General features: G+C 46.7%; 13 protein-coding genes. 8 read left to right on the top strand and 5 right to left on the bottom strand.

Annotation, left to right across the window (positions count from 1 at the left end; genetic code table 11):
* Positions 1-2: 2 nt before the first annotated feature.
* The 3 genes from AC1DXC_RS25835 to AC1DXC_RS25825 are packed head-to-tail and all read left to right on the top strand — an operon-like array spanning position 3 to position 5,086.
* The gene (locus AC1DXC_RS25835) at positions 3-1,565 is read left to right on the top strand and encodes a glycoside hydrolase domain-containing protein (RefSeq protein WP_477462066.1); all 1,563 of its coding nucleotides are present in this window, start codon (positions 3-5) and stop codon (positions 1,563-1,565) included.
* A 6-nt stretch (positions 1,566-1,571) separates the two neighbouring features.
* Positions 1,572-3,545: a glycoside hydrolase family 32 protein gene (locus tag AC1DXC_RS25830; protein ID WP_477462065.1), complete on the top strand. Its 1,974-nt coding sequence runs from the start codon at positions 1,572-1,574 to the stop codon at positions 3,543-3,545.
* Between the two features lie 20 nt (positions 3,546-3,565).
* A complete protein-coding gene (locus tag AC1DXC_RS25825) occupies positions 3,566-5,086 on the top strand; it encodes a glycoside hydrolase family 32 protein (RefSeq protein ID WP_477462064.1) in 1,521 nt (506 codons plus the stop codon).
* Between the two features lie 251 nt (positions 5,087-5,337).
* Here AC1DXC_RS25825 and AC1DXC_RS25820 read toward each other — a convergent pair whose 3' ends face one another.
* From AC1DXC_RS25820 to AC1DXC_RS25800, 5 genes are read right to left on the bottom strand one after another with little or no spacing between them, the layout of a single operon-like run.
* The gene (locus tag AC1DXC_RS25820) at positions 5,338-6,423 is read right to left on the bottom strand and encodes an alginate lyase family protein (RefSeq protein WP_477462063.1); all 1,086 of its coding nucleotides are present in this window, start codon (positions 6,421-6,423) and stop codon (positions 5,338-5,340) included.
* Positions 6,424-6,426: 3 nt separating this feature from the next.
* On the bottom strand, positions 6,427-7,617 hold the full coding sequence (uxuA, locus tag AC1DXC_RS25815) for a mannonate dehydratase (protein ID WP_477462062.1): 1,191 nt from the start codon (positions 7,615-7,617) through the stop codon (positions 6,427-6,429).
* 24 nt (positions 7,618-7,641) lie between these two features.
* Entirely contained in the window at positions 7,642-8,004 is a 363-nt protein-coding gene (locus tag AC1DXC_RS25810) for a cupin domain-containing protein (protein ID WP_477462061.1), read from the bottom strand.
* Between the two features lie 4 nt (positions 8,005-8,008).
* Positions 8,009-9,235 carry a glycoside hydrolase family 88 protein gene (locus AC1DXC_RS25805; protein WP_477462060.1) on the bottom strand — a complete coding sequence of 409 codons (1,227 nt, stop codon included), beginning with the start codon at positions 9,233-9,235 and terminating at the stop codon, positions 8,009-8,011.
* A gap of 16 nt (positions 9,236-9,251) precedes the next feature.
* Positions 9,252-9,875 (bottom strand): NanQ anomerase/TabA/YiaL family protein, encoded by a 624-nt coding sequence (locus tag AC1DXC_RS25800; protein ID WP_477462059.1) that lies wholly within the window; start codon positions 9,873-9,875, stop codon positions 9,252-9,254.
* Between the two features lie 265 nt (positions 9,876-10,140).
* Between AC1DXC_RS25800 and kduI the strand changes: the two genes are divergently transcribed.
* The 5 genes from kduI to AC1DXC_RS25775 all read left to right on the top strand — a co-directional run bounded on the left by kduI (position 10,141) and on the right by AC1DXC_RS25775 (position 17,898).
* Positions 10,141-10,971, top strand: a complete 831-nt coding sequence (kduI, locus tag AC1DXC_RS25795) for a 5-dehydro-4-deoxy-D-glucuronate isomerase (protein WP_477462058.1) — start codon at positions 10,141-10,143, stop codon at positions 10,969-10,971.
* 46 nt (positions 10,972-11,017) lie between these two features.
* Positions 11,018-12,310: an MFS transporter gene (locus AC1DXC_RS25790; RefSeq protein ID WP_477462057.1), complete on the top strand. Its 1,293-nt coding sequence runs from the start codon at positions 11,018-11,020 to the stop codon at positions 12,308-12,310.
* Positions 12,311-12,398: 88 nt separating this feature from the next.
* Positions 12,399-13,448: a LacI family DNA-binding transcriptional regulator gene (locus AC1DXC_RS25785; protein WP_477462056.1), complete on the top strand. Its 1,050-nt coding sequence runs from the start codon at positions 12,399-12,401 to the stop codon at positions 13,446-13,448.
* Between the two features lie 206 nt (positions 13,449-13,654).
* On the top strand, positions 13,655-14,446 hold the full coding sequence (locus AC1DXC_RS25780) for a DUF4350 domain-containing protein (protein ID WP_477462055.1): 792 nt from the start codon (positions 13,655-13,657) through the stop codon (positions 14,444-14,446).
* Positions 14,447-14,646: 200 nt separating this feature from the next.
* Positions 14,647-17,898 (top strand): SusC/RagA family TonB-linked outer membrane protein, encoded by a 3,252-nt coding sequence (locus tag AC1DXC_RS25775; protein ID WP_477462054.1) that lies wholly within the window; start codon positions 14,647-14,649, stop codon positions 17,896-17,898.
* The last annotated feature ends 3 nt before the right edge of the window (positions 17,899-17,901 follow it).

Raw genomic sequence — 17,901 nt, 5'->3', positions numbered from 1 at the left:
ACATGGTTTTTAAAAAATATATTGCGGCGGGTACTGTACTGATAGCCTTGGCGGCTTTCGGTTGCAAAAAAGACACGGTAAGCAATACCGCATTTACCCCGGTTGCCGATGCCAGGTTCAATATTTACCCCAAGCCTACTAATAATACCGCCACAGGCAGCACCGCGGGTTGGGTGGGCGATGTGATGCCTTACTACGTAAACGGGCAATTCGAGATATTTTATCTGCACGATGCGCCCGACCAGGTGAAGCAGAGCAGTGCCGGCCAACACGCCATCCATAAATTCACATCAAAAGATTTGCTCAATTTCTCTGACGGTGGCGAGGCGATACCTTACGGTAACGTAAACACTCAAGACCATTTTATTGGTACGGGTTCTATGGTTAAAGCGGGCGATACGTATTATTACTATTATACCGGTTTTAACAGTAGCCCCAACTGGCTTACCAATAACAATCCGGGCTTTATAGGCGCTAACACCCGAGAGGCTATTATGTACGCCACCAGCAAGGACCTGAAAACATGGACCAAAAACAGCAGTTATGTGCTGAAAGCATCAGACGGATACTCCGGTACTGATTTTAGGGACCCCTATGTATTTTACAACGACGAGTTTTCGGAATACTGGATGTTGGTGAGTACCCAGCAGGCCGGTAAGGGCATCATATTGGTGTATAAATCTTCGGACCCGGCTGCCAATAACTGGACCATTCGCGGCCCGCTGAACGTGCAGGGTGATTACCTGATGCTGGAATGTTCTGATATACTGAAAGTAGATGGCAAATATTATATGCTTTTTGCCGAAGACTGGAGCAGCTCGCCGGGCACTCATTACCGGGTAGCGGCATCAACCGCCGGCCCTTGGTTGAAACCAGCGGATGGCCAGGATATGTTTGACGGCCACCAGTTTTATGCCGGTCGTGGTGCAACAGATGGGACAAACTGGTACACCTTAGGCTGGGCGCATCGCCGCAGCCCGGAGAACGACAACGGCACACGAACCTGGGGCGGTAACTTAATTTCGCATCAGTTTTTTAAGCTGGGCAGCGACAAGCTGGGCGTAAAAAGTCCGGCGGCAGTAAATGCTTATTTTACCAAAGAAGCCGAGCCGGTAACCAGCGGTAACGCAGGTACTGTTAACCATGCTGCGGCCGCCTATACCTTAAACGGCAATGCAGCTGTGGCACTATACAAATTTGCAGGACTGGATAGTACTGCGAAAATTACCGGCAGCTTTACCATCAGCAATTTAACGGGCACAGCATCTGTAGGCTTTAATACGCAAACCAATAATGCCAGCACCTATGTTATAAAAATGGAGCCAGCCAATCATCGCATAGCAGCTTATAACAACGGCACCGAGGTTACGCGCGTTCCGTTCAATTTCGAAACTGGTAAAACCTACACGTTTAGCATAGTGCTTGATAATTCGGTAGCCGTGTTGTACCTGAACGACCAGGTAGCGTTAACCAATCGTGTTTACAGCTTGCCCGGAAAACCCTGGAGCCTGTCGGCAGATATGCTGGAACTCGACGTAAATAACCTTAAAGTACTTAAACATTAATATCCAATGATGAACATGAGGGCGGGTATTTTGAGCCGGATTTTTTTGCTGCTGCTGTGCGCGATTACGGTGCAGGCCGTTGCGCAAACCGTAGGGGACAAGAAACGCGCAGAGAAATACCGCCCCCTGTATCATTTTAGCCCCGAAAAGGGTTGGATTGGCGACCCCGATGGGCTGGTTTTAAATGATGGTACCTATCACCTTTTTTGGTGGGGGCATGCTACATCGAAAGACCTGGTGCACTGGCAGGAACAACCCAAACCCATGAAAGGCGACGATGGCAGGTTTTCGTACTTCAGCGGATCGGTAGCGGTAGATAAAAATAACACCTCCGGCTTTGGCAAAAATAGTATGATAGCGGTTTTTACCAGGCACCTGCGGGGCGATTCCCTACCCGAAACACAGGCGATATCCATAAGTAATGATAACGGCACTACCTTCAATTACTATGGCAAAAACCCGGTGCTGGATATCAAGAGGATCTTCTTTCGCGATCCGCAGGTGTTTTGGTATAAACCGGGAAAGATTTGGAAGATGATAGTAACCTTGCCCAATATCCAGCAAATCCATATCTATGAATCGACCGACCTAAAGAACTGGAAATTCTGTAGCAGCTTTAGCGGCCTGGGCGCAAAAAACTCGTTTTGGGAATGCCCCGACTTGTATGAGCTGCCGGTAACCGGAACCGGCATTAAGAAATGGGTATTGATGATTGGCCGCGGCCCAAACAAGGTTCAATATTTTGTCGGCGATTTTGATGGTAACGCCTTCGTGCCAGACGAGGCAACAGCTAACTACCTTAAAACGGGTGTAGGGATAGCGGGCGAGCTTTATGATGATTTTGAAAACGGCATCCCCACAAGATGGGCGCAGGGAAATGCGGGCTTTGCAGTCTCTTTTGGGGACGGTAGCGTCTCCGATTACCTGGGGGCTCATTATTTGGGAACCTCGTCGAAAGGTTCTTTCGTTGGTAAAATCGCCTCTAAACCATTCACCATCCGCCGCCCAGCCATCAACTTTTTAATTGCCGGGGGTAAGGATAATACAAGCATCAATCTTGTCATTGATGGAAAAGTAAAGCGCTCGACCACGGGAGATAATACTAAAGTATTTAAATGGAACGGCTGGGATGTGGATGACCTTATCGGCAAAAAGGCACATTTGGAAATTGTAGATAATAATGCCGATACAAGCAATGCATTCATCGCCATCGACCATATCATGTTCTCAAACCAATTAATGGATCAACATTTAGAGCATGCCTTATGGCTGGACTATGGCCCCGACCACTACGCCACACGCACATGGCGCAATTATGATACCAGCCGGAATCAGCGCGATTCGGTATTTGCCATAGGTTGGATGGGGAACTGGGAATATGCCAATAAAGTGCCTACAGCATGGGGCAAAGGTTTCGAATCGTTGCCAAGGTTGCTGGCTTTAAAACAAACCAAAGCAGGTTACCGCATTATTCAACAACCGATACCGCACTTGAAGGCGTTACGGGGCAAAACTGTAACGGTAAGAAATTTAAAAGTAAAGGGAACACAAAGCCTAAGCGTTTTTAAACCATCCAAAAACACTTACGAAATTCTGGCCAATTTTAAACCCACAGGTAAAACGGTGTTTGGGTTTAACTTTTTGGCAGGAGAAGGGCGCAAGCTGGTTTTATCGTACCACCCGCTTACGTCATCGCTTGTTTTAGATCGTACAAACTGTACGGATTTTATTAGCGATACAACTTTCAATCACTTATTTGCCAAAAGGATAATGGCACCGGTCGGCTTGCAAAGCGGCAAGCTGCAGTTGCACATTTTTATAGATCAGTCTTCGATAGAAGTATTTACCAACGATGGCGAAGTTGTTTTAAGCGCCGTCACTTTTCCTTCAGAAAAGCAACTGGGTATAGAGTTGTTTTCGGGCGGGCCCGAAACACAATTCAACCTGGAGGCCTGGGAGCTAAAATCGATATGGAATTAATTACCGCTAAATCAGTCCTTATGAAAAAAATAAAAATACTACTTATCAGCGGCATGGCCGCGTTGACAGCCCTGTTTAACACAAGCCACGCAATAGCACAAACATCCGGGGATGAACAGTATCGCCCGCAGTTCCACTTTTCGCCGAGGGCAAACTGGATGAACGATCCCAACGGCATGGTGTACCTTAACGGTACCTATCATTTGTTTTTTCAGCATAACCCCGGCGCAACCGTTTGGGGGCCTATGCACTGGGGCCACGCCACCAGCACCGACTTGATGCATTGGACAGAGCAGCCCATTGCCCTTTACCCTGACAGCCTGGGCACCATCTTTTCGGGCAGTGCAGTAGTTGATAAGAATAATACAGCGGGTTTTGGTAAAAATGCCCTCATCGCCATTTTTACGCATCACAATAAAAAGATAGAGGATGCGAAGACAGGCTTACACCAGTATCAAAGCATTGCCTACAGTACCGATGAAGGCAAAACATGGACGAAATATAAAGGCAATCCCGTGCTGCCAAACCCCGGTATATGGGATTTTCGCGATCCTAAAGTGCAATGGTACGAGGCCGGTAAAAAGTGGCTGATGACTTTGGCGACTAAGGACCGCATTACCTTTTACTCGTCACACAACTTAAAAAACTGGACTAAAGAAAGCGAGTTCGGCGAAAAGCTTGGCGCGCATGGCGGCGTATGGGAATGCCCGGATTTGATAAGCCTGGATTATAACGGTGTGAAGAAATGGGTATTATTGATAAGCATTAACCCTGGGGGCCCGGCAGGCGGCTCGGCAACGCAGTATTTCGTGGGAAACTTCGACGGTAAAACTTTTACGCCAGATAATACCAATACGCGCTGGATAGACTACGGCGCAGATAACTATGCGGGCGTAACGTTCTCCAACACCGGCAACCGCAAAATATTCATCGGGTGGATGACCAATTGGGATTATGCAAACACAGTGCCTACCAAGGCCTGGCGCAGCGCCATGACCATACCTCGTGAGTTGAAATTGAAAGACGTTAACGGTACACTATTCCTGGCCGCAGAACCTGTGGCCGAGCTGGGTAAAATTACCGGTAAGGCTAAATCCCTTGAGAGTATAACGGTTAATGGCGATTACGATTTGTCATCAAAAATCAAAGATTTTCACGGGAAATACCTGATCAATATCCGGTTGGAAAAACGCGAAAGTTTTGCCCTGCACCTAAGTAATGCAAAAGGCGACGAGGTAATTATCGGTTATGATAAAGCAAGCAACACTTATTACGCCGACCGCACAAAATCGGGCGATGTAGGTTTCGCCGGCAATTTTTCGCGCAAAACCATCGCCCCGTGTGTGGCCAGGGGCAAGGGGATATCTATAAAATTACTGGTTGATGTGGCTTCGGCAGAAGTTTTTGCCGATGATGGGTTATCGGTATTGACCAATATCTTCTTCTCGCAGGAGCCATTAAACCAACTGCACATTACATCTACAGGGCCTTTACAGCTTAAAAAGATAACGTACTCAGGAGTGAAGCCCTCTTTAAGGTAAAACCAATTTAAAGAATATAGTAGTGACAAATCCCTAATCGGATATGATGGCGATCAAAAAAGAAATTATTCCTCCGCTTTAGTTGATTAGAGGCGCCCCTGTGAGATGGGGCGCCTTACCTATAATTATACATAAAATAATTGTCATAGGAGCAAGCGAGTATTGAAAGATCAGAAGTCGTTTTGATACTACCAAAACATAACAATGTAAGCCATAGCAGGTAAATAACAGGATGTCGGATAAGCGGTAAGCTAATTTTTTTTGAAGTTATTGAGTGTCATCCTCCAGTTCAGATAAAGATTGTCATTGGCTGCTTTGCGGATGATGTTTTGGTAGCCGCTATCAAAAAAGCCGGCCAGCGCAAATATATCTATACCGTTTTTTGGTTCGAACAGGGTGCCGGGTGCGTAGCCTTTCTCGTTGTTTTGCGCGCGCTTCAAATCGAATGGTACGGTGCTTTTTACAAATTCGGGGTGCGTTTTTTCGCCCGTCATAAAAGGCACCATGTAGTCTACACATTTTTTAATGGAGGAGCCATTTGTGGTTTGCCAGGTAAAGTAGTTTTTGCCGGTGGCCCTGTAAATGGCAATGCAGGCCGATAGCAGGGGTTCGATATCGTAGGTTTGGTAGTGGAAGGCATCGCGCTCAATCAAATCGTGCGTGGTTCCATCGGGGTTCAGGTTAACGTTTAACTGCTTTTCCAGTTCCCCGGTAATGATGCTGTTATAGCGGTCATCGTGCAGGGTGTAGGCAATAAGCGTTATCATTTTTATGCGGTGCGAATTCCAATTGTTGATGGCCGTACCGCCTCCTGCTTTGGCGGAGGCGCTGTTTACCTCTGCATTCGCAATTTGTCGCATCCAGCCGTCGATTACTGCCTTGTCGTTGGATGCAACGTCGCTCCGCACCAGATCGTAAGCCGTAACCATATCTTCCAGTTTGGTATCGTTGATGGGGTCGCCACTGCTTCTATTCAGCTTTGCCCAGGCTATAAGGAAGCCGGTTGCTTTATTCAGGTATTCTTTTTTGCCGGAAAGTTTATATGTGAGCGCAAGCGCATATGTTTTATAAGTATCCTCCACAGCTTTTAAGCTGGCCGTTTTCCTTGGGTCGCCGGCTAAAAGGCCCTGCGATAGTATTTCGGCTATTGGGTTGGGTGTTGAGGTTAAAGCCTCATCGGCCGCTTTCTGATATGGAGAAAAAACTCTTTGGTAGGCTGTATCTGTTTTGATGACCTTGCGCATTAGCGCAACCTCTTTTTTATTCAGGCTTACAATTTGTGCAGTTGCGGTAAAAGCCATGGCAATTAAAGCAAGGCAGCAGGCCAATTTCTTCATATGCTATTGATAGTTAAAGGCTCTCTTAACACCCAGTTCCAGCCCGCGCAGTTCGGCTAGCCCTTTCAGGCGGCCAATGGCAGAGTAGCCTGGGTTTGTTTTTTTATGCAGGTCATCCAGCATTTTATGCCCATGGTCGGGGCGGAAAGGCATTGCAATATCCTTTCGCCCAGCGGTAATTCGTATTTGTTGTTCTTCTAACAATGCGTTCATTACCGCATACATATCTACATCACCGGTGAGGTGGTCCGCTTCATAAAAATTACCATGCTCATCGCGTTTTGTGCTTCGCAGGTGTATAAAATGGATGCGATGGCCGAGCCTTTGTACCATACCGGGCAGATCATTACTTGCAATAACCCCGAAAGAGCCGGTGCAAAAGGTAAGCCCGTTATTTGGGCTATCAACGGCATCGTAAATATCAAGGATGTCCTGCTCGTTGCTTACTACCCGGGGCAATCCTAAAATAGGGTAGGGCGGGTCGTCGGGATGGATACACATCCGTACGCCGGCCTGCTCCGCAGCAGGGATAACTTCCTGCAGGAAATGCGACAGGTTTGCTTTTAAGGTTGTTGCATCGATATCGCCATACGAGGCCAGCATTTGCAAAAACCTATCGGTGGTGTAACCCTCTTCAGAGCCTGGTAAACCGGCAATGATGTTTTTAACCAGTTGGTTTTGTTCTTCGATACTCAAATTGTCGTAGTAAGCTTTTGCCTTGGTTTTAATTGTGTTAGGGTAGTCCTTTTCGGCACCCGGCCTTTTCAAAATATAAAGGTCGAAAGCAGCAAAAGCGGCGGTATCAAAACGCAGCGCGGTAGAGCCATCAGGCAGAGGGTAATCCAAATCGGTACGGGTCCAGTCTAGCACGGGCATAAAGTTGTAGCAAACAATGTTGATGCCGCATTGCCCTATGTTTAATAGGCTTTGCCCGTAATTCTCAATATACTGCCTGTAATTACCGCTGCGTTTTTTTATGTCCTCGTGCACGGGTACACTTTCAATTACCGACCAGCTTAACCCTGCATCTTCCACGATTTGTTTTCTTTTCAGAATCTCTTCCACCGGCCAAACTTCGCCGTTGGGGATGTGGTGCAAGGCTGTCACTATGCCGGTTGCCCCGGCTTGGCGGGCATCTGCCAGGCTTACCGGGTCGTTTGGGCCGTACCAGCGCCATGTTTGTTCTAAGCTCATGTTGTTGCGTTTTGTGCGCCTAATTTACAAAGTATTTTTTTCGGTATCGGTGCCTAAAAAATCCCGGCGCGCCGGGCTAAAGGCATCAACCAGCATCCCTTCCTCCAGGCATACGCAGCCATGTATGGTAAACGGTGGCACGTAGTAACCATCTCCCTTGCGTATAATGCGAATGGTCTCGCCCAGCGTCATTTCAAAAACGCCGCTTTCAACGTAGGCAACCTGCGCATGGGCGTGGCTATGCAATGCGCCAACTCCGCCTTTGGCAAATTTTACTTTTACCATCATTAGCTTATCATCAAAGCCCATCACCTGCCGCTGTACGCCTTCGCCTACCGTTTCCCAATCGGCTGCTGCTTCAAGCTGAAATATATTGCTCTGTATCATGCGTTTATTGCTTTAAGTTGCCGGCAGCATTTATAACCGGTTTCTTGTCTGCCAGGCGTTTCTGACGCAGCAGGGCTTCAAGGTAGTAGTAATCGGCATAAATTATAGGTACATCAATTTCGCTGTTTGCGGGTTTGTGCCCTGTGCTGTGCAGCAACAGAAAACCCCGTGCGCTATCCGGTTGGGGTTGGTACTTGCTGCTGAGGCTCCTCAATATTTTATCGGCGGCCTTTTTATAAATCTTTCCGTTTTTACTATACGTGCTCAACTCGTACAATGCCGACGCGGCGATGGCCGCTGCCGACACGTCGCGGGGTTGATTGCCCAGTTTCGCTGCGTCGTAGTCCCAATAGGGCACCAAATCGGCAGGCATTTGCGGGTTGCTGAAAATGTAGTTGGCAATTTTTTCGGCCTGTTGTAGGTATATTTTGTTGCCGGTTTCGCGGTAGCACATGGTGTAGCCATAAAGCCCCCAAGCCTGCCCGCGCGCCCAGGCAGAGCTATCTGCAAAACCCTGGTGGGTTTGCTTGTGTACCACCTCGCCTGTCTCCGGGTTGTAATCTATCACATGGAATGAGCTGTTATCCGCCCGGAAATGGTTCTTTAATGTAGTATTGGCATGTAATACCGCTATTTTATAAAAACTGGAATCGCCGCTTAGCTTGGTAGCCTCGAACAGCAACTCCAGGTTCATCATATTATCTATGATTACCGGGAATTTCCACTCCTTTCGGTTATCCCAGGATTTGATGCAGCCCACTTTAGGATTAAAGCGGGTGGTCAAAGTTTTAGCTGCGGTAATAATGTCCTCTTTATATTTCTGCTCGTGTGTCAAGCGATAGGCGTTGCCCACGCTGTTGTAAAGCTTAAAGCCCATATCGTGGGTGCCGCCGTCGGTTTTTTCGTTTTCCATTACGGAAGTAAAGGGCTCCGATTGCACCTTCCAGAAATTATCGCCGGTGTACTCGTACAAAAACCAAAGATTGCCCGCAAAAAAGCCGCTGCACCAATCTTTCGGCGATACCAGTACCAGTTCGCCGTTAGCTCCCAGCGTACGGGGCGATAGCAGATTGGGTTTGGTAGTTGCTGTTTTGGCATTAGCAGTTTCGGCAAGCAATAACCTGGTTTGGTGCTGCGCGAAAGAGAATGCCTTGGCCGTTTTATTTTGTGCCGATAAGCTCAGTGCGAAGCCGCTTAACAAGGCAAGCAGTACGAATCGTTTAGTGTTCATAGGTGTTTTTTTAGTTTTAGTTGGCCATTCTTATTTTTATCACCAATTTCTTCACGGTATCATAACCCTGCACTTTAATGTTGGGGCGGTGTACATCTGTCGGGAAGAATAAGAAGAAGGTGCCCGGTTCTGCAGTGTAGTAAGTCCCTTCTGCCGTGTAGTTAGCGGCATCCCGGCTCTCATCATAGGGCTTGGTAACCATCGCCTTATCAATGGGCGATACGCCGATTTGCTCTTTGCCTTTTATCACGTATTGCAGGTCGATATAATTTTTGTGCGATTCCCAGCCCGCCTTATCCAAATCTTTCGAAGGTGCCTCGGTAACGATGGCAAAAACGTTATCACCATCTATCGGGTGATTACCTATGCTTAGGGTATCCAGGTTTTGTTCTTTTATAAAAGCAAAAACCTTATTCCAGGCGGCCTGGTTTTTATGGTATTGGCTGTAGAATGCTGCCGCATCTGTTGATGAGTGTACATTTAGTTTTAGCCCATTTTTCCAGCTATTGCTATCCATCCATTTTTGCGCGGCTTTCAGGCTGTTGGCATCATCGGTTTTGTTTTGTGCTATTGCGTTATTTCCCATCATAAAAAGGCTAATGGCTGCTATAAGCAGCCCGGATATTGATTTAGTATTCATGGTTCTTAATTGGTTTATAGGGCCTGCGACGCTTTCTTAAGGGGCATATAGCAAGCCGACAGCGTTCAATATTACAATGAAATAATTTTAAATGAGCCGCTTAAAGCCATTATATCTACGCAAACGTTATAGTTAGGGGCGTTTTTACGGGCAATTATCTTCGATAACGTTTGCGTAGAAATAAGCCGCCGATTGCTTTTGATTGCTGCTTCATAATTGTACACTTGCCCAACAATTATAATATTAAACTAAACCCTTTCTTGTTTTGAAAGTAATACATAGCGTTCACCCTGGCGACTTTAAAAGTTACCAGACAGAACAGATACGTGCCCGTTTTTTGATGGATGGTCTGGTGAAGCCGGATGCTTTGGAATGCGTTTATACCCATTACGACCGTATGGTGATAGGCTTAGCACACCCGGTTACCCAAACCCTTGTACTCGAAAATTACCCTAACCTCAAGGCTGATTGTTTTTTAGAGCGCCGCGAAATAGGCATTATCAATGTTGCCGGCGACGGAGAAGTATCTGTAGATGGCGTGGTTTACCAATTGAAAAAGCTCGATTGCCTATATATCGGTAAAGGAGTAAAAGAAGTTGCATTTACCGCAGCAGATGCCACAAACCCTCCGGTTTTCTACCTGTTATCATCGCCTGCCCATCAAAAGTACCCAACAGCGTTGATGCCTATAGGGGAAGCCGAAAAACTGCATACCGGCAGCACCGCTACCGCAAATAAGCGCACCATTAATAAATATATACACACCAATGGTATAAAAAGCTGCCAGTTGGTAATGGGGCTAACCATTTTGCACGAAGGCAGTGTATGGAACACTATGCCTCCCCATGTGCACGACCGGCGTATGGAAGCTTATTTTTATTTCGATATCCCCGCAGGGCAAAGGGTGTTTCACCTGATGGGCGAAGCACAAGAAACAAGGCATATTTTAATTGGCAATTATAATGCGGTGGTATCGCCGCCCTGGAGCATCCACTCCGGCGTAGGTACTGCAAATTATAGCTTTATATGGGGCATGGCCGGAGAGAACCTCGATTATACAGACATGGACGCCATTGGCATTACTGATATAAAATAGGTACAACGCGGTTAAGGCTTTGGGTAATAACAAATACAAGTAAACGATGAACGACACCAAGAAAACCGGCTACCGATGGGTTGTAGTTGCCTTACTATTTTTTGCAACAACGATCAACTACCTCGACAGGCAGGTTATCGGCTTCCTGAAACCGACGCTCGAGAAAGAATTTAGCTGGACGGAAGAGGATTACAGCCATATTGTTATAGCTTTCCAGGTAGCCTATTCATTAGGCCTACTGGCCTTTGGTCGTTTTATAGATAAACTGGGCACGAAACTGGGTTACACGCTTTCGCTCGTGGTTTGGAGCCTGGCGGCCATGTTGCACGCGCTCGTCCGCACAACTTTTGGCTTCGGCGCGGTACGGGCCGGCTTGGGTTTGGGCGAATCGGGCAACTTCCCCGCCGCCATTAAGGTTGTTGCCGAGTGGTTCCCCAAAAAGGAGCGGGCTTTGGCAACCGGGATATTTAACTCCGGCGCAAACATTGGGGCCGTTGCTGCGCCTATTATGATACCATGGATATTGGGCGCTTACAATTGGCAGATGGCTTTTTTAATAACCGGGGCCATAGGCTTTGTGTGGCTTATATTTTGGTGGATATTTTACGAAATACCGTCGAAGCATAAAGCGGTCAACCAGGCCGAATTTGATTACATCCACAGTGATGCGGAGGATGCTTTGGCCGATGGAGAAGTACAACAAAAAATAAAATGGGTGGAGCTATTTGGCGTAAGGCAAACCTGGGCCTTTGTTGTAGGGAAATTCCTGACCGACCCCATCTGGTGGTTTTTCCTGTTCTGGCTGCCGTCCTACTTTTCCAGCACATTTAAGCTCGACCTTACAAAACCCAGCCTCCCCCTGGTGCTGATATACACAGCAACAACCATCGGCAGTATTGGCGGGGGCTACCTTTCTTCCTGGTTCATCAAACGGGGGATGCCGGTTTTTAAGGCGCGCAAAACCGCTATGTTTTTATTTGCGCTTTGCGTATTGCCCATATTTGCGGCGCGTTATGCCACCAATATTTGGCAGGCGGTTGCCCTCATTGGGCTGGCTGCTGCGGCACACCAGGCCTGGAGTGCCAACATATTCACCACGGCATCAGATATTTTCCCAAAGCGGGCGCTGAGTTCGGTAGTGGGTATCGGGGGGATGGCAGGCTCGGTAGGTGGCATTATATTTCCGCTTATTGTGGGTTGGGTGCTGGAGAATTATAAAGAGGCAGGCAATATCACCGCAGGTTATAATATCATATTTTCTATCTGCGCAAGTATATACCTGCTTGCCTGGTGCATTATGCACCTGCTAACTCCGCGTATGAAAGCTGTAAAATTGTAGTGGAAATTAACCCGATTAACCAGAAATTTATTACATTGGTACAATGTTGGGTAAATAGCGTTTGCTATTACCCGGCCGATAAACCAAAATGAATTTCAGTTCGATTACGATAAAAGATATTGCCACTGCGCTAAACCTCTCGGTATCTACGGTTTCTAAAGCCTTGCGGGATAGTTACGAAATAAGCGAAAAAACAAAAAAGCTTGTAAACGCTTACGCGCAGGAACACAACTACCGCCCAAACCCTATTGCCCAAAGCCTGAAACAGGGGCGAAGCAAATCAATAGGCATCGTGGTTTCTACCATCGAGAACCAGTTTTTTTCGCAGGTAATCAACGGTATCGAATCTGTTGCTTACGAGGCCGGCTTTAACGTTATCATCACCCAAACACATGAATCATACGACCTGGAAGTGAAGAACGTTGGGCACCTCACCCACCGTTCCATCGATGGGCTGTTGATATCCCTGTCTACCGAGACGGCAGACCTCGGCCATTTACACAGCTTGCACCGGCAAGGGCTTCCTATCGTTTTCTTCGACAGGATATCGCACGATTTTGAAACGCATAAGGTAATTGCCGATAATTTAAAAGGAGGTTATGATGCCACCCGCCACCTGCTCGATTCGGGCTATGAGCGCATTGCCCATATCACCAGCCCTCCAAATATTTCCATCACTCAAGAGCGTTTTGCCGGGTACAAACAGGCATTAGAAGAAGCCGGTATCGCCATTAATCCGCAGTACATTAAGCATTGCCCGCATGGCGGCCGCGATGTTGGTGAAATTGAAAACGCCCTCAATGAATTGCTTATGATGGATGATAAGCCCGATGCTATTTTAACCACATCAGACAGGATCACAACCACAACACTTTTCCTGTTACATAAATTGAAAATAAAAATCCCACAGGAAATTGCCCTTATCGGGTACACAAATACTACCCTTGCTGATGTTTTAAACCCTTCGCTCAGCTCGGTTTACCAACCCGGCTTTGAGATGGGGCAAAAGGCAACTCAAAAACTTTTGGAACTGATATTGGCGAAGCGCCCCGTTTACGAATTTGAAACTTTGGTATTGCCAACCCAGTTGGTCACCCGCGACTCTACCGCCCCCAAGCAGGGCAAAGCTAAAGCTTAATTCCCTGCTTAGTTTTTTTAAGCTTTTGTGGCACAGGTGGCTACAAAATTCTACTACATCGTTTTCGTAAAGTTTAGCGAAAACGATGTAGTAAATAAATATCCCCTAACATAACTATCGGTAAGCTAATCAGGGTATTTTTGGTTTGTATAGGAATACATATTACCAGTTATAAGCCCTATTCAATAAAGAAGTATTTATAAAAAATGAAACGCAAACTATTCGTTGCTGTGGTCTTCGTGTATTCAAGTATTGCCTTACGGGTATCGGCTCAAACCGTTGCGCTTGATTATTACTTTAATCACGAAACCCATCCCGGCAAAGCCGGGCAGCCCGAAAGGTTTCATTATTTGTGGGAGGAGACGGCCAATTCCGGCTTTTCGATATGGGCAGATATTTTTAAAGCACAGGGCGCAACGCTTAGCAGCATAGATGCCGCGCCGATAGCCGAAAACCTAAAAACCGCAGCAGTTTATATTATTGTAGATCCTGATCGCCCTAAAGAAAATCCAAATCCCAACTATATCCAAAAAGCGGATATAGATAATATTGCGGCATGGGTTAAAACCGGCGGCGTATTGGTATTGATGGCAAACGACAGCGCCAATGTAGAGTTACCCCATTTTAACCAGCTTGCTGCCTGTTTTGGTCTGCATTTTAACAACGATTTGCAAAGCCACGTAATTGATGATGCCCATTTTGATGATGGAGCAGTATCGGCAGCCAATAACCCTGTATTTAAAACCGCGCAAAAAGCATTTATAAAAGATGCCTGCAGCATAAGCTTAAGCGGTAAGGCAAAACCCTTGTTGAAGGCGGCCAATGGCGCGGTAATAGGCGCTGTAACCAAATACGGCAATGGGACAGTAATAGCTATAGGCGACCCCTGGCTGTACAATGAGTATGTAAACGGCCGGTTGCCGGCCGGGTTTGATAATGATAAAGCCGCGACAGATATCACCGCTTTTATTTTATCGAAAGTAAAAAGAAACCAATAACCAAATATATACTAACCTTAAAAGACAAACTATGAAGCAAGAAATTCAAACGCAGTAACCTGAACCTGCACCGATGCCGTATCCTGGCGTAATTTAAAAGAATCTGATTCTCTTATCGAAAACAAATTTTTTGTGGTGAATAACCGCAGGGGAACCCTTTTGCCAAAATTTTTCGAAACCTTATTTCTTAACATAAAAATATGAAGAATAGACCTCTACAAAAAACAATAAAAAGGTGTGCTGCCTTTGTCGCCATATCGCTTTTTGCGATGGGTGCAAGCGCTTATGCATCTAACAACAAAGCGCATCCGGCTGGCATAGTGCCGGCTGGCGGAACTAATCCGGGCAACAACCTCATTGCCGCCCAGGCTAAAATAACGGGCGTTGTAACCGATGAAAAAAACGTGCTTTTGCCAGGTGTAAGCGTAAAAATTAAAGGCACTACTATTGGCGTCACAACGGATATAAACGGTAAGTTTTCCCTCGATGCAGATGCTGGTGCAACATTAGTATTTAGCTTTATTGGCTACGGCACAAAAGAAGTGGTTGTTGGCGCGGGCACCGAGTATAATGTACAATTATTACCCAATTCAAGAGACCTTAACGAGGTGGTAGTTATTGGCTACGGCACCCGTGCGGCGAAAGACGTAACTGGCGCTATAACCAGCGTTAAAGCAGATAAGTTTGAGAATGATAACCCAACCAGTGTTACCGACCTGCTGCGCGGTGCAGTGCCGGGTATATCGGTAGCGCTCAACACATCTGCCAAAGGTGGTGGCACAGGCGATTTTCAAATAAGGGGAAAAGCCAGCCTTTCGGGCAACGTATCACCATTGATCGTGTTAGACGGTGTTATTTATTTTGGCGATCTGGCCGATATAAACCCGAATGATGTTGACCGCATTGACGTGCTGCGCGACCCAAGCGCACTGGCCGTTTACGGTGCGCAGGCGGCAGGCGGCGTTGTTGCCATCACTACCAAAAAAGGTAAAAAAGGTGGGTCTGTAGTTACCTTGAATGCTAATACGGGTATTGCGCAATTGCTGCAAAACCAAAAGTTTTACCAGGGCGAAGATTTCCTGCACTGGCGTTCGGATGTGCAACGCAGCGCAAACACCACCAAACCCTATTACTTTTATAGTGACCCGAGGGCTTTGCCTGATGGCGTTACGGTAGACCAATTCTTATCGGGCTCTACCGGCGACCCTGTCGACGTTTACTTACAGCGTCTCGGCCTGTTCGCTAATGAAATTGCCAACTACAAAGCCGGCAAAGTTACCGATTGGTCTAAACTGATCTTCAGGAACGGCCTGCGCCAGGATTATACTGCCAGTTTGTCAGGCCGGAGCGAAACGGTGAGCTATTACATTTCGGGTAACTTTACCAATAACCAAAACCTGATAAAAGGAGGCGACTATAACAACACCCGTTTCCGTGCAAACATCGAGGGTAAGGCAGCTAAGTTTTTAACCATCGGTATCAACGCACAGTATTCGGTACGCGATGAAAGCCACTCGAGCAACCCTTTTAACATTTCCGGCTATGATCTTAATGAGGCCGACTGGGGGCAGATTATCAACTCATCACCCTACGGCGATGTGTATAAGCCTGATGGAAATTTAACCCGCATTGATACCGATGATAGCGGCTTAAACCAACGCAACCCTTTCCTGGGTAACCAGTATAACCAAAATGTTTACACGCAAAACGTGCTTTTCACTACCTTATTTACTAAGGTAGATCTGCCATTCGGGTTTAAGTACACGCTGAATTTCTCGCCGCAGTTTGAATCGTACAAGAACTTCTTCTTCAGGCCGGGCGCAAACCCTAACGAGATAGCCGTAAACGGCCTTACCGGTACAGCGTACCGTTCTATGGAGCAGCGCTACCGGTACAATTTGGATAATATCCTTAACTGGAACAAATCGTTCGGTGTTCACAACTTTGATGCTACCTTCCTGCTAAACAAAGAAAAATACCAAACCTGGTACACCCGTACTAATAACTCGCAGTTTAGCCCAAGTGATGTTTTAGGCTACCATAACATCGGCGCTGGTACCCTGCCTATTGAAAGCAGCGACGACCGCGTTTACAATGCCGATGCATTAATGGGCCGTATAGCCTACACCCTTTTGGGCAAGTATAACTTTGCTTTTACCGCTCGCCGGGATGGTTTCTCACCGTTTGGTTTAACACAGCCGCGCCAAAGCTATGCTGATGGTGCTGTAGCGTGGACATTCAGCGACGAAAAGTTTTTTAAAACCGATTTCTTTAAATGGCTAAACTATGGTAAGCTGCGCTTTGGCTATGGCTCTAACGGCAACCGTTTGTCAAGCGGAACGGCCGATCCAAGCCTCGCGCTGGCCATTATTGCCGGCGCAAAATACCCTACTGTTGCTCCGGACGGAACTATTACCAATAACAACAGTATTGCTATCACTTCACTGCAAAACAACCTGTTAACCTGGGAGCGCACTACCGGCCCTAACTTAGGTTTAGATTTTGCACTATTAAACAACCGCCTTAGTGGTTCGATAGATGTGTACAACCGTAAAACAACCGGTTTAATTGTTAAACGCACCCTGCCGCCAATTATGGGCTACACCACACCCGATGTTTATACCAACATTGGCGAGGTGAACAATAAAGGTATAGAGGTATTGCTGGAAGGCAAGATTATCCAAAGCAAAAACTTTAACTGGAATACGAGCGGTACCTTTTATTTAAACCGCAACAAACTGGTGCATTTGTATGGCACCTCTACAACCACAGATGCTGCGGGTGTTACAACTGTTGTCCCCGAAAAAAATGATATCGGCAACGGCTGGTTCATAGGCCATGATGTTAATGCCGTATGGGATTACAAAGTACTGGGCGTATGGAAAACTACCGATGTTGATGAAGCCAAAAAATACGGTGCAGTACCGGGCGACTTTAAACTGGAAGACCGTAACGGCGATTTCAAATTCACTAATGATGATAAGCTGTTCCTTGGAGCAACAAATCCAAAATTCATTTGGTCGTTGCGTAACGATTTTAACTTCCTCAAAAACTTCGATTTCTCCTTTATGCTGGTATCAAGCATAGGGCAGTTAAAGCAGTTTAACCTGGCTACCAATAACCCAGGCAGCGTGGGTAACGGCCGTATGAACTCATATGCATTACCATACTGGACGGCCGATAATCAGATAGACGATTACGCCCGCCTAAACTCCGGTTCATCGGGCACAACCATCAACATCTGGCGTAAAGCATCTTTTGTAAGGCTGCAAACAGTATCCTTAGGATACACCTTCAGCCCTAAGCTGATCAAGTACCTGCACATGTCAAGCGCCAAGTTGTTTGTTAATGCCACAAACGCGGCAGTGTTCTCTAACTGGCCCATGTGGGATCCGCAAAATAACGGCCCGACCCCAAGGTTTTTTGCAGCCGGTTTTAACGTCACTTTTTAAAGT

The sequence above is a fragment of the Mucilaginibacter sp. P2_D11 genome (genome assembly GCF_056404435.1).
The sequence above is the reverse complement of the archived record's forward strand: the minus strand, read 5'-3'. Positions and strand labels throughout refer to the sequence as shown.

Coding starts and splice junctions, on each gene's coding strand:
- uxuA (WP_477462062.1), bottom strand. CDS start 7,617: ATGAGCTTAGAACAAACATGGCGCTGGTACGGCCCAAACGACCCGGTA.
- AC1DXC_RS25810 (WP_477462061.1), bottom strand. CDS start 8,004: ATGATACAGAGCAATATATTTCAGCTTGAAGCAGCAGCCGATTGGGAA.
- AC1DXC_RS25780 (WP_477462055.1), top strand. CDS start 13,655: ATGAAACGCAAACTATTCGTTGCTGTGGTCTTCGTGTATTCAAGTATT.
- AC1DXC_RS25800 (WP_477462059.1), bottom strand. CDS start 9,875: ATGAATACTAAATCAATATCCGGGCTGCTTATAGCAGCCATTAGCCTT.
- AC1DXC_RS25835 (WP_477462066.1), top strand. CDS start 3: ATGGTTTTTAAAAAATATATTGCGGCGGGTACTGTACTGATAGCCTTG.
- AC1DXC_RS25820 (WP_477462063.1), bottom strand. CDS start 6,423: ATGAAGAAATTGGCCTGCTGCCTTGCTTTAATTGCCATGGCTTTTACC.
- AC1DXC_RS25775 (WP_477462054.1), top strand. CDS start 14,647: ATGAAGAATAGACCTCTACAAAAAACAATAAAAAGGTGTGCTGCCTTT.
- AC1DXC_RS25790 (WP_477462057.1), top strand. CDS start 11,018: ATGAACGACACCAAGAAAACCGGCTACCGATGGGTTGTAGTTGCCTTA.
- AC1DXC_RS25785 (WP_477462056.1), top strand. CDS start 12,399: ATGAATTTCAGTTCGATTACGATAAAAGATATTGCCACTGCGCTAAAC.
- AC1DXC_RS25805 (WP_477462060.1), bottom strand. CDS start 9,235: ATGAACACTAAACGATTCGTACTGCTTGCCTTGTTAAGCGGCTTCGCA.
- AC1DXC_RS25825 (WP_477462064.1), top strand. CDS start 3,566: ATGAAAAAAATAAAAATACTACTTATCAGCGGCATGGCCGCGTTGACA.
- AC1DXC_RS25830 (WP_477462065.1), top strand. CDS start 1,572: ATGATGAACATGAGGGCGGGTATTTTGAGCCGGATTTTTTTGCTGCTG.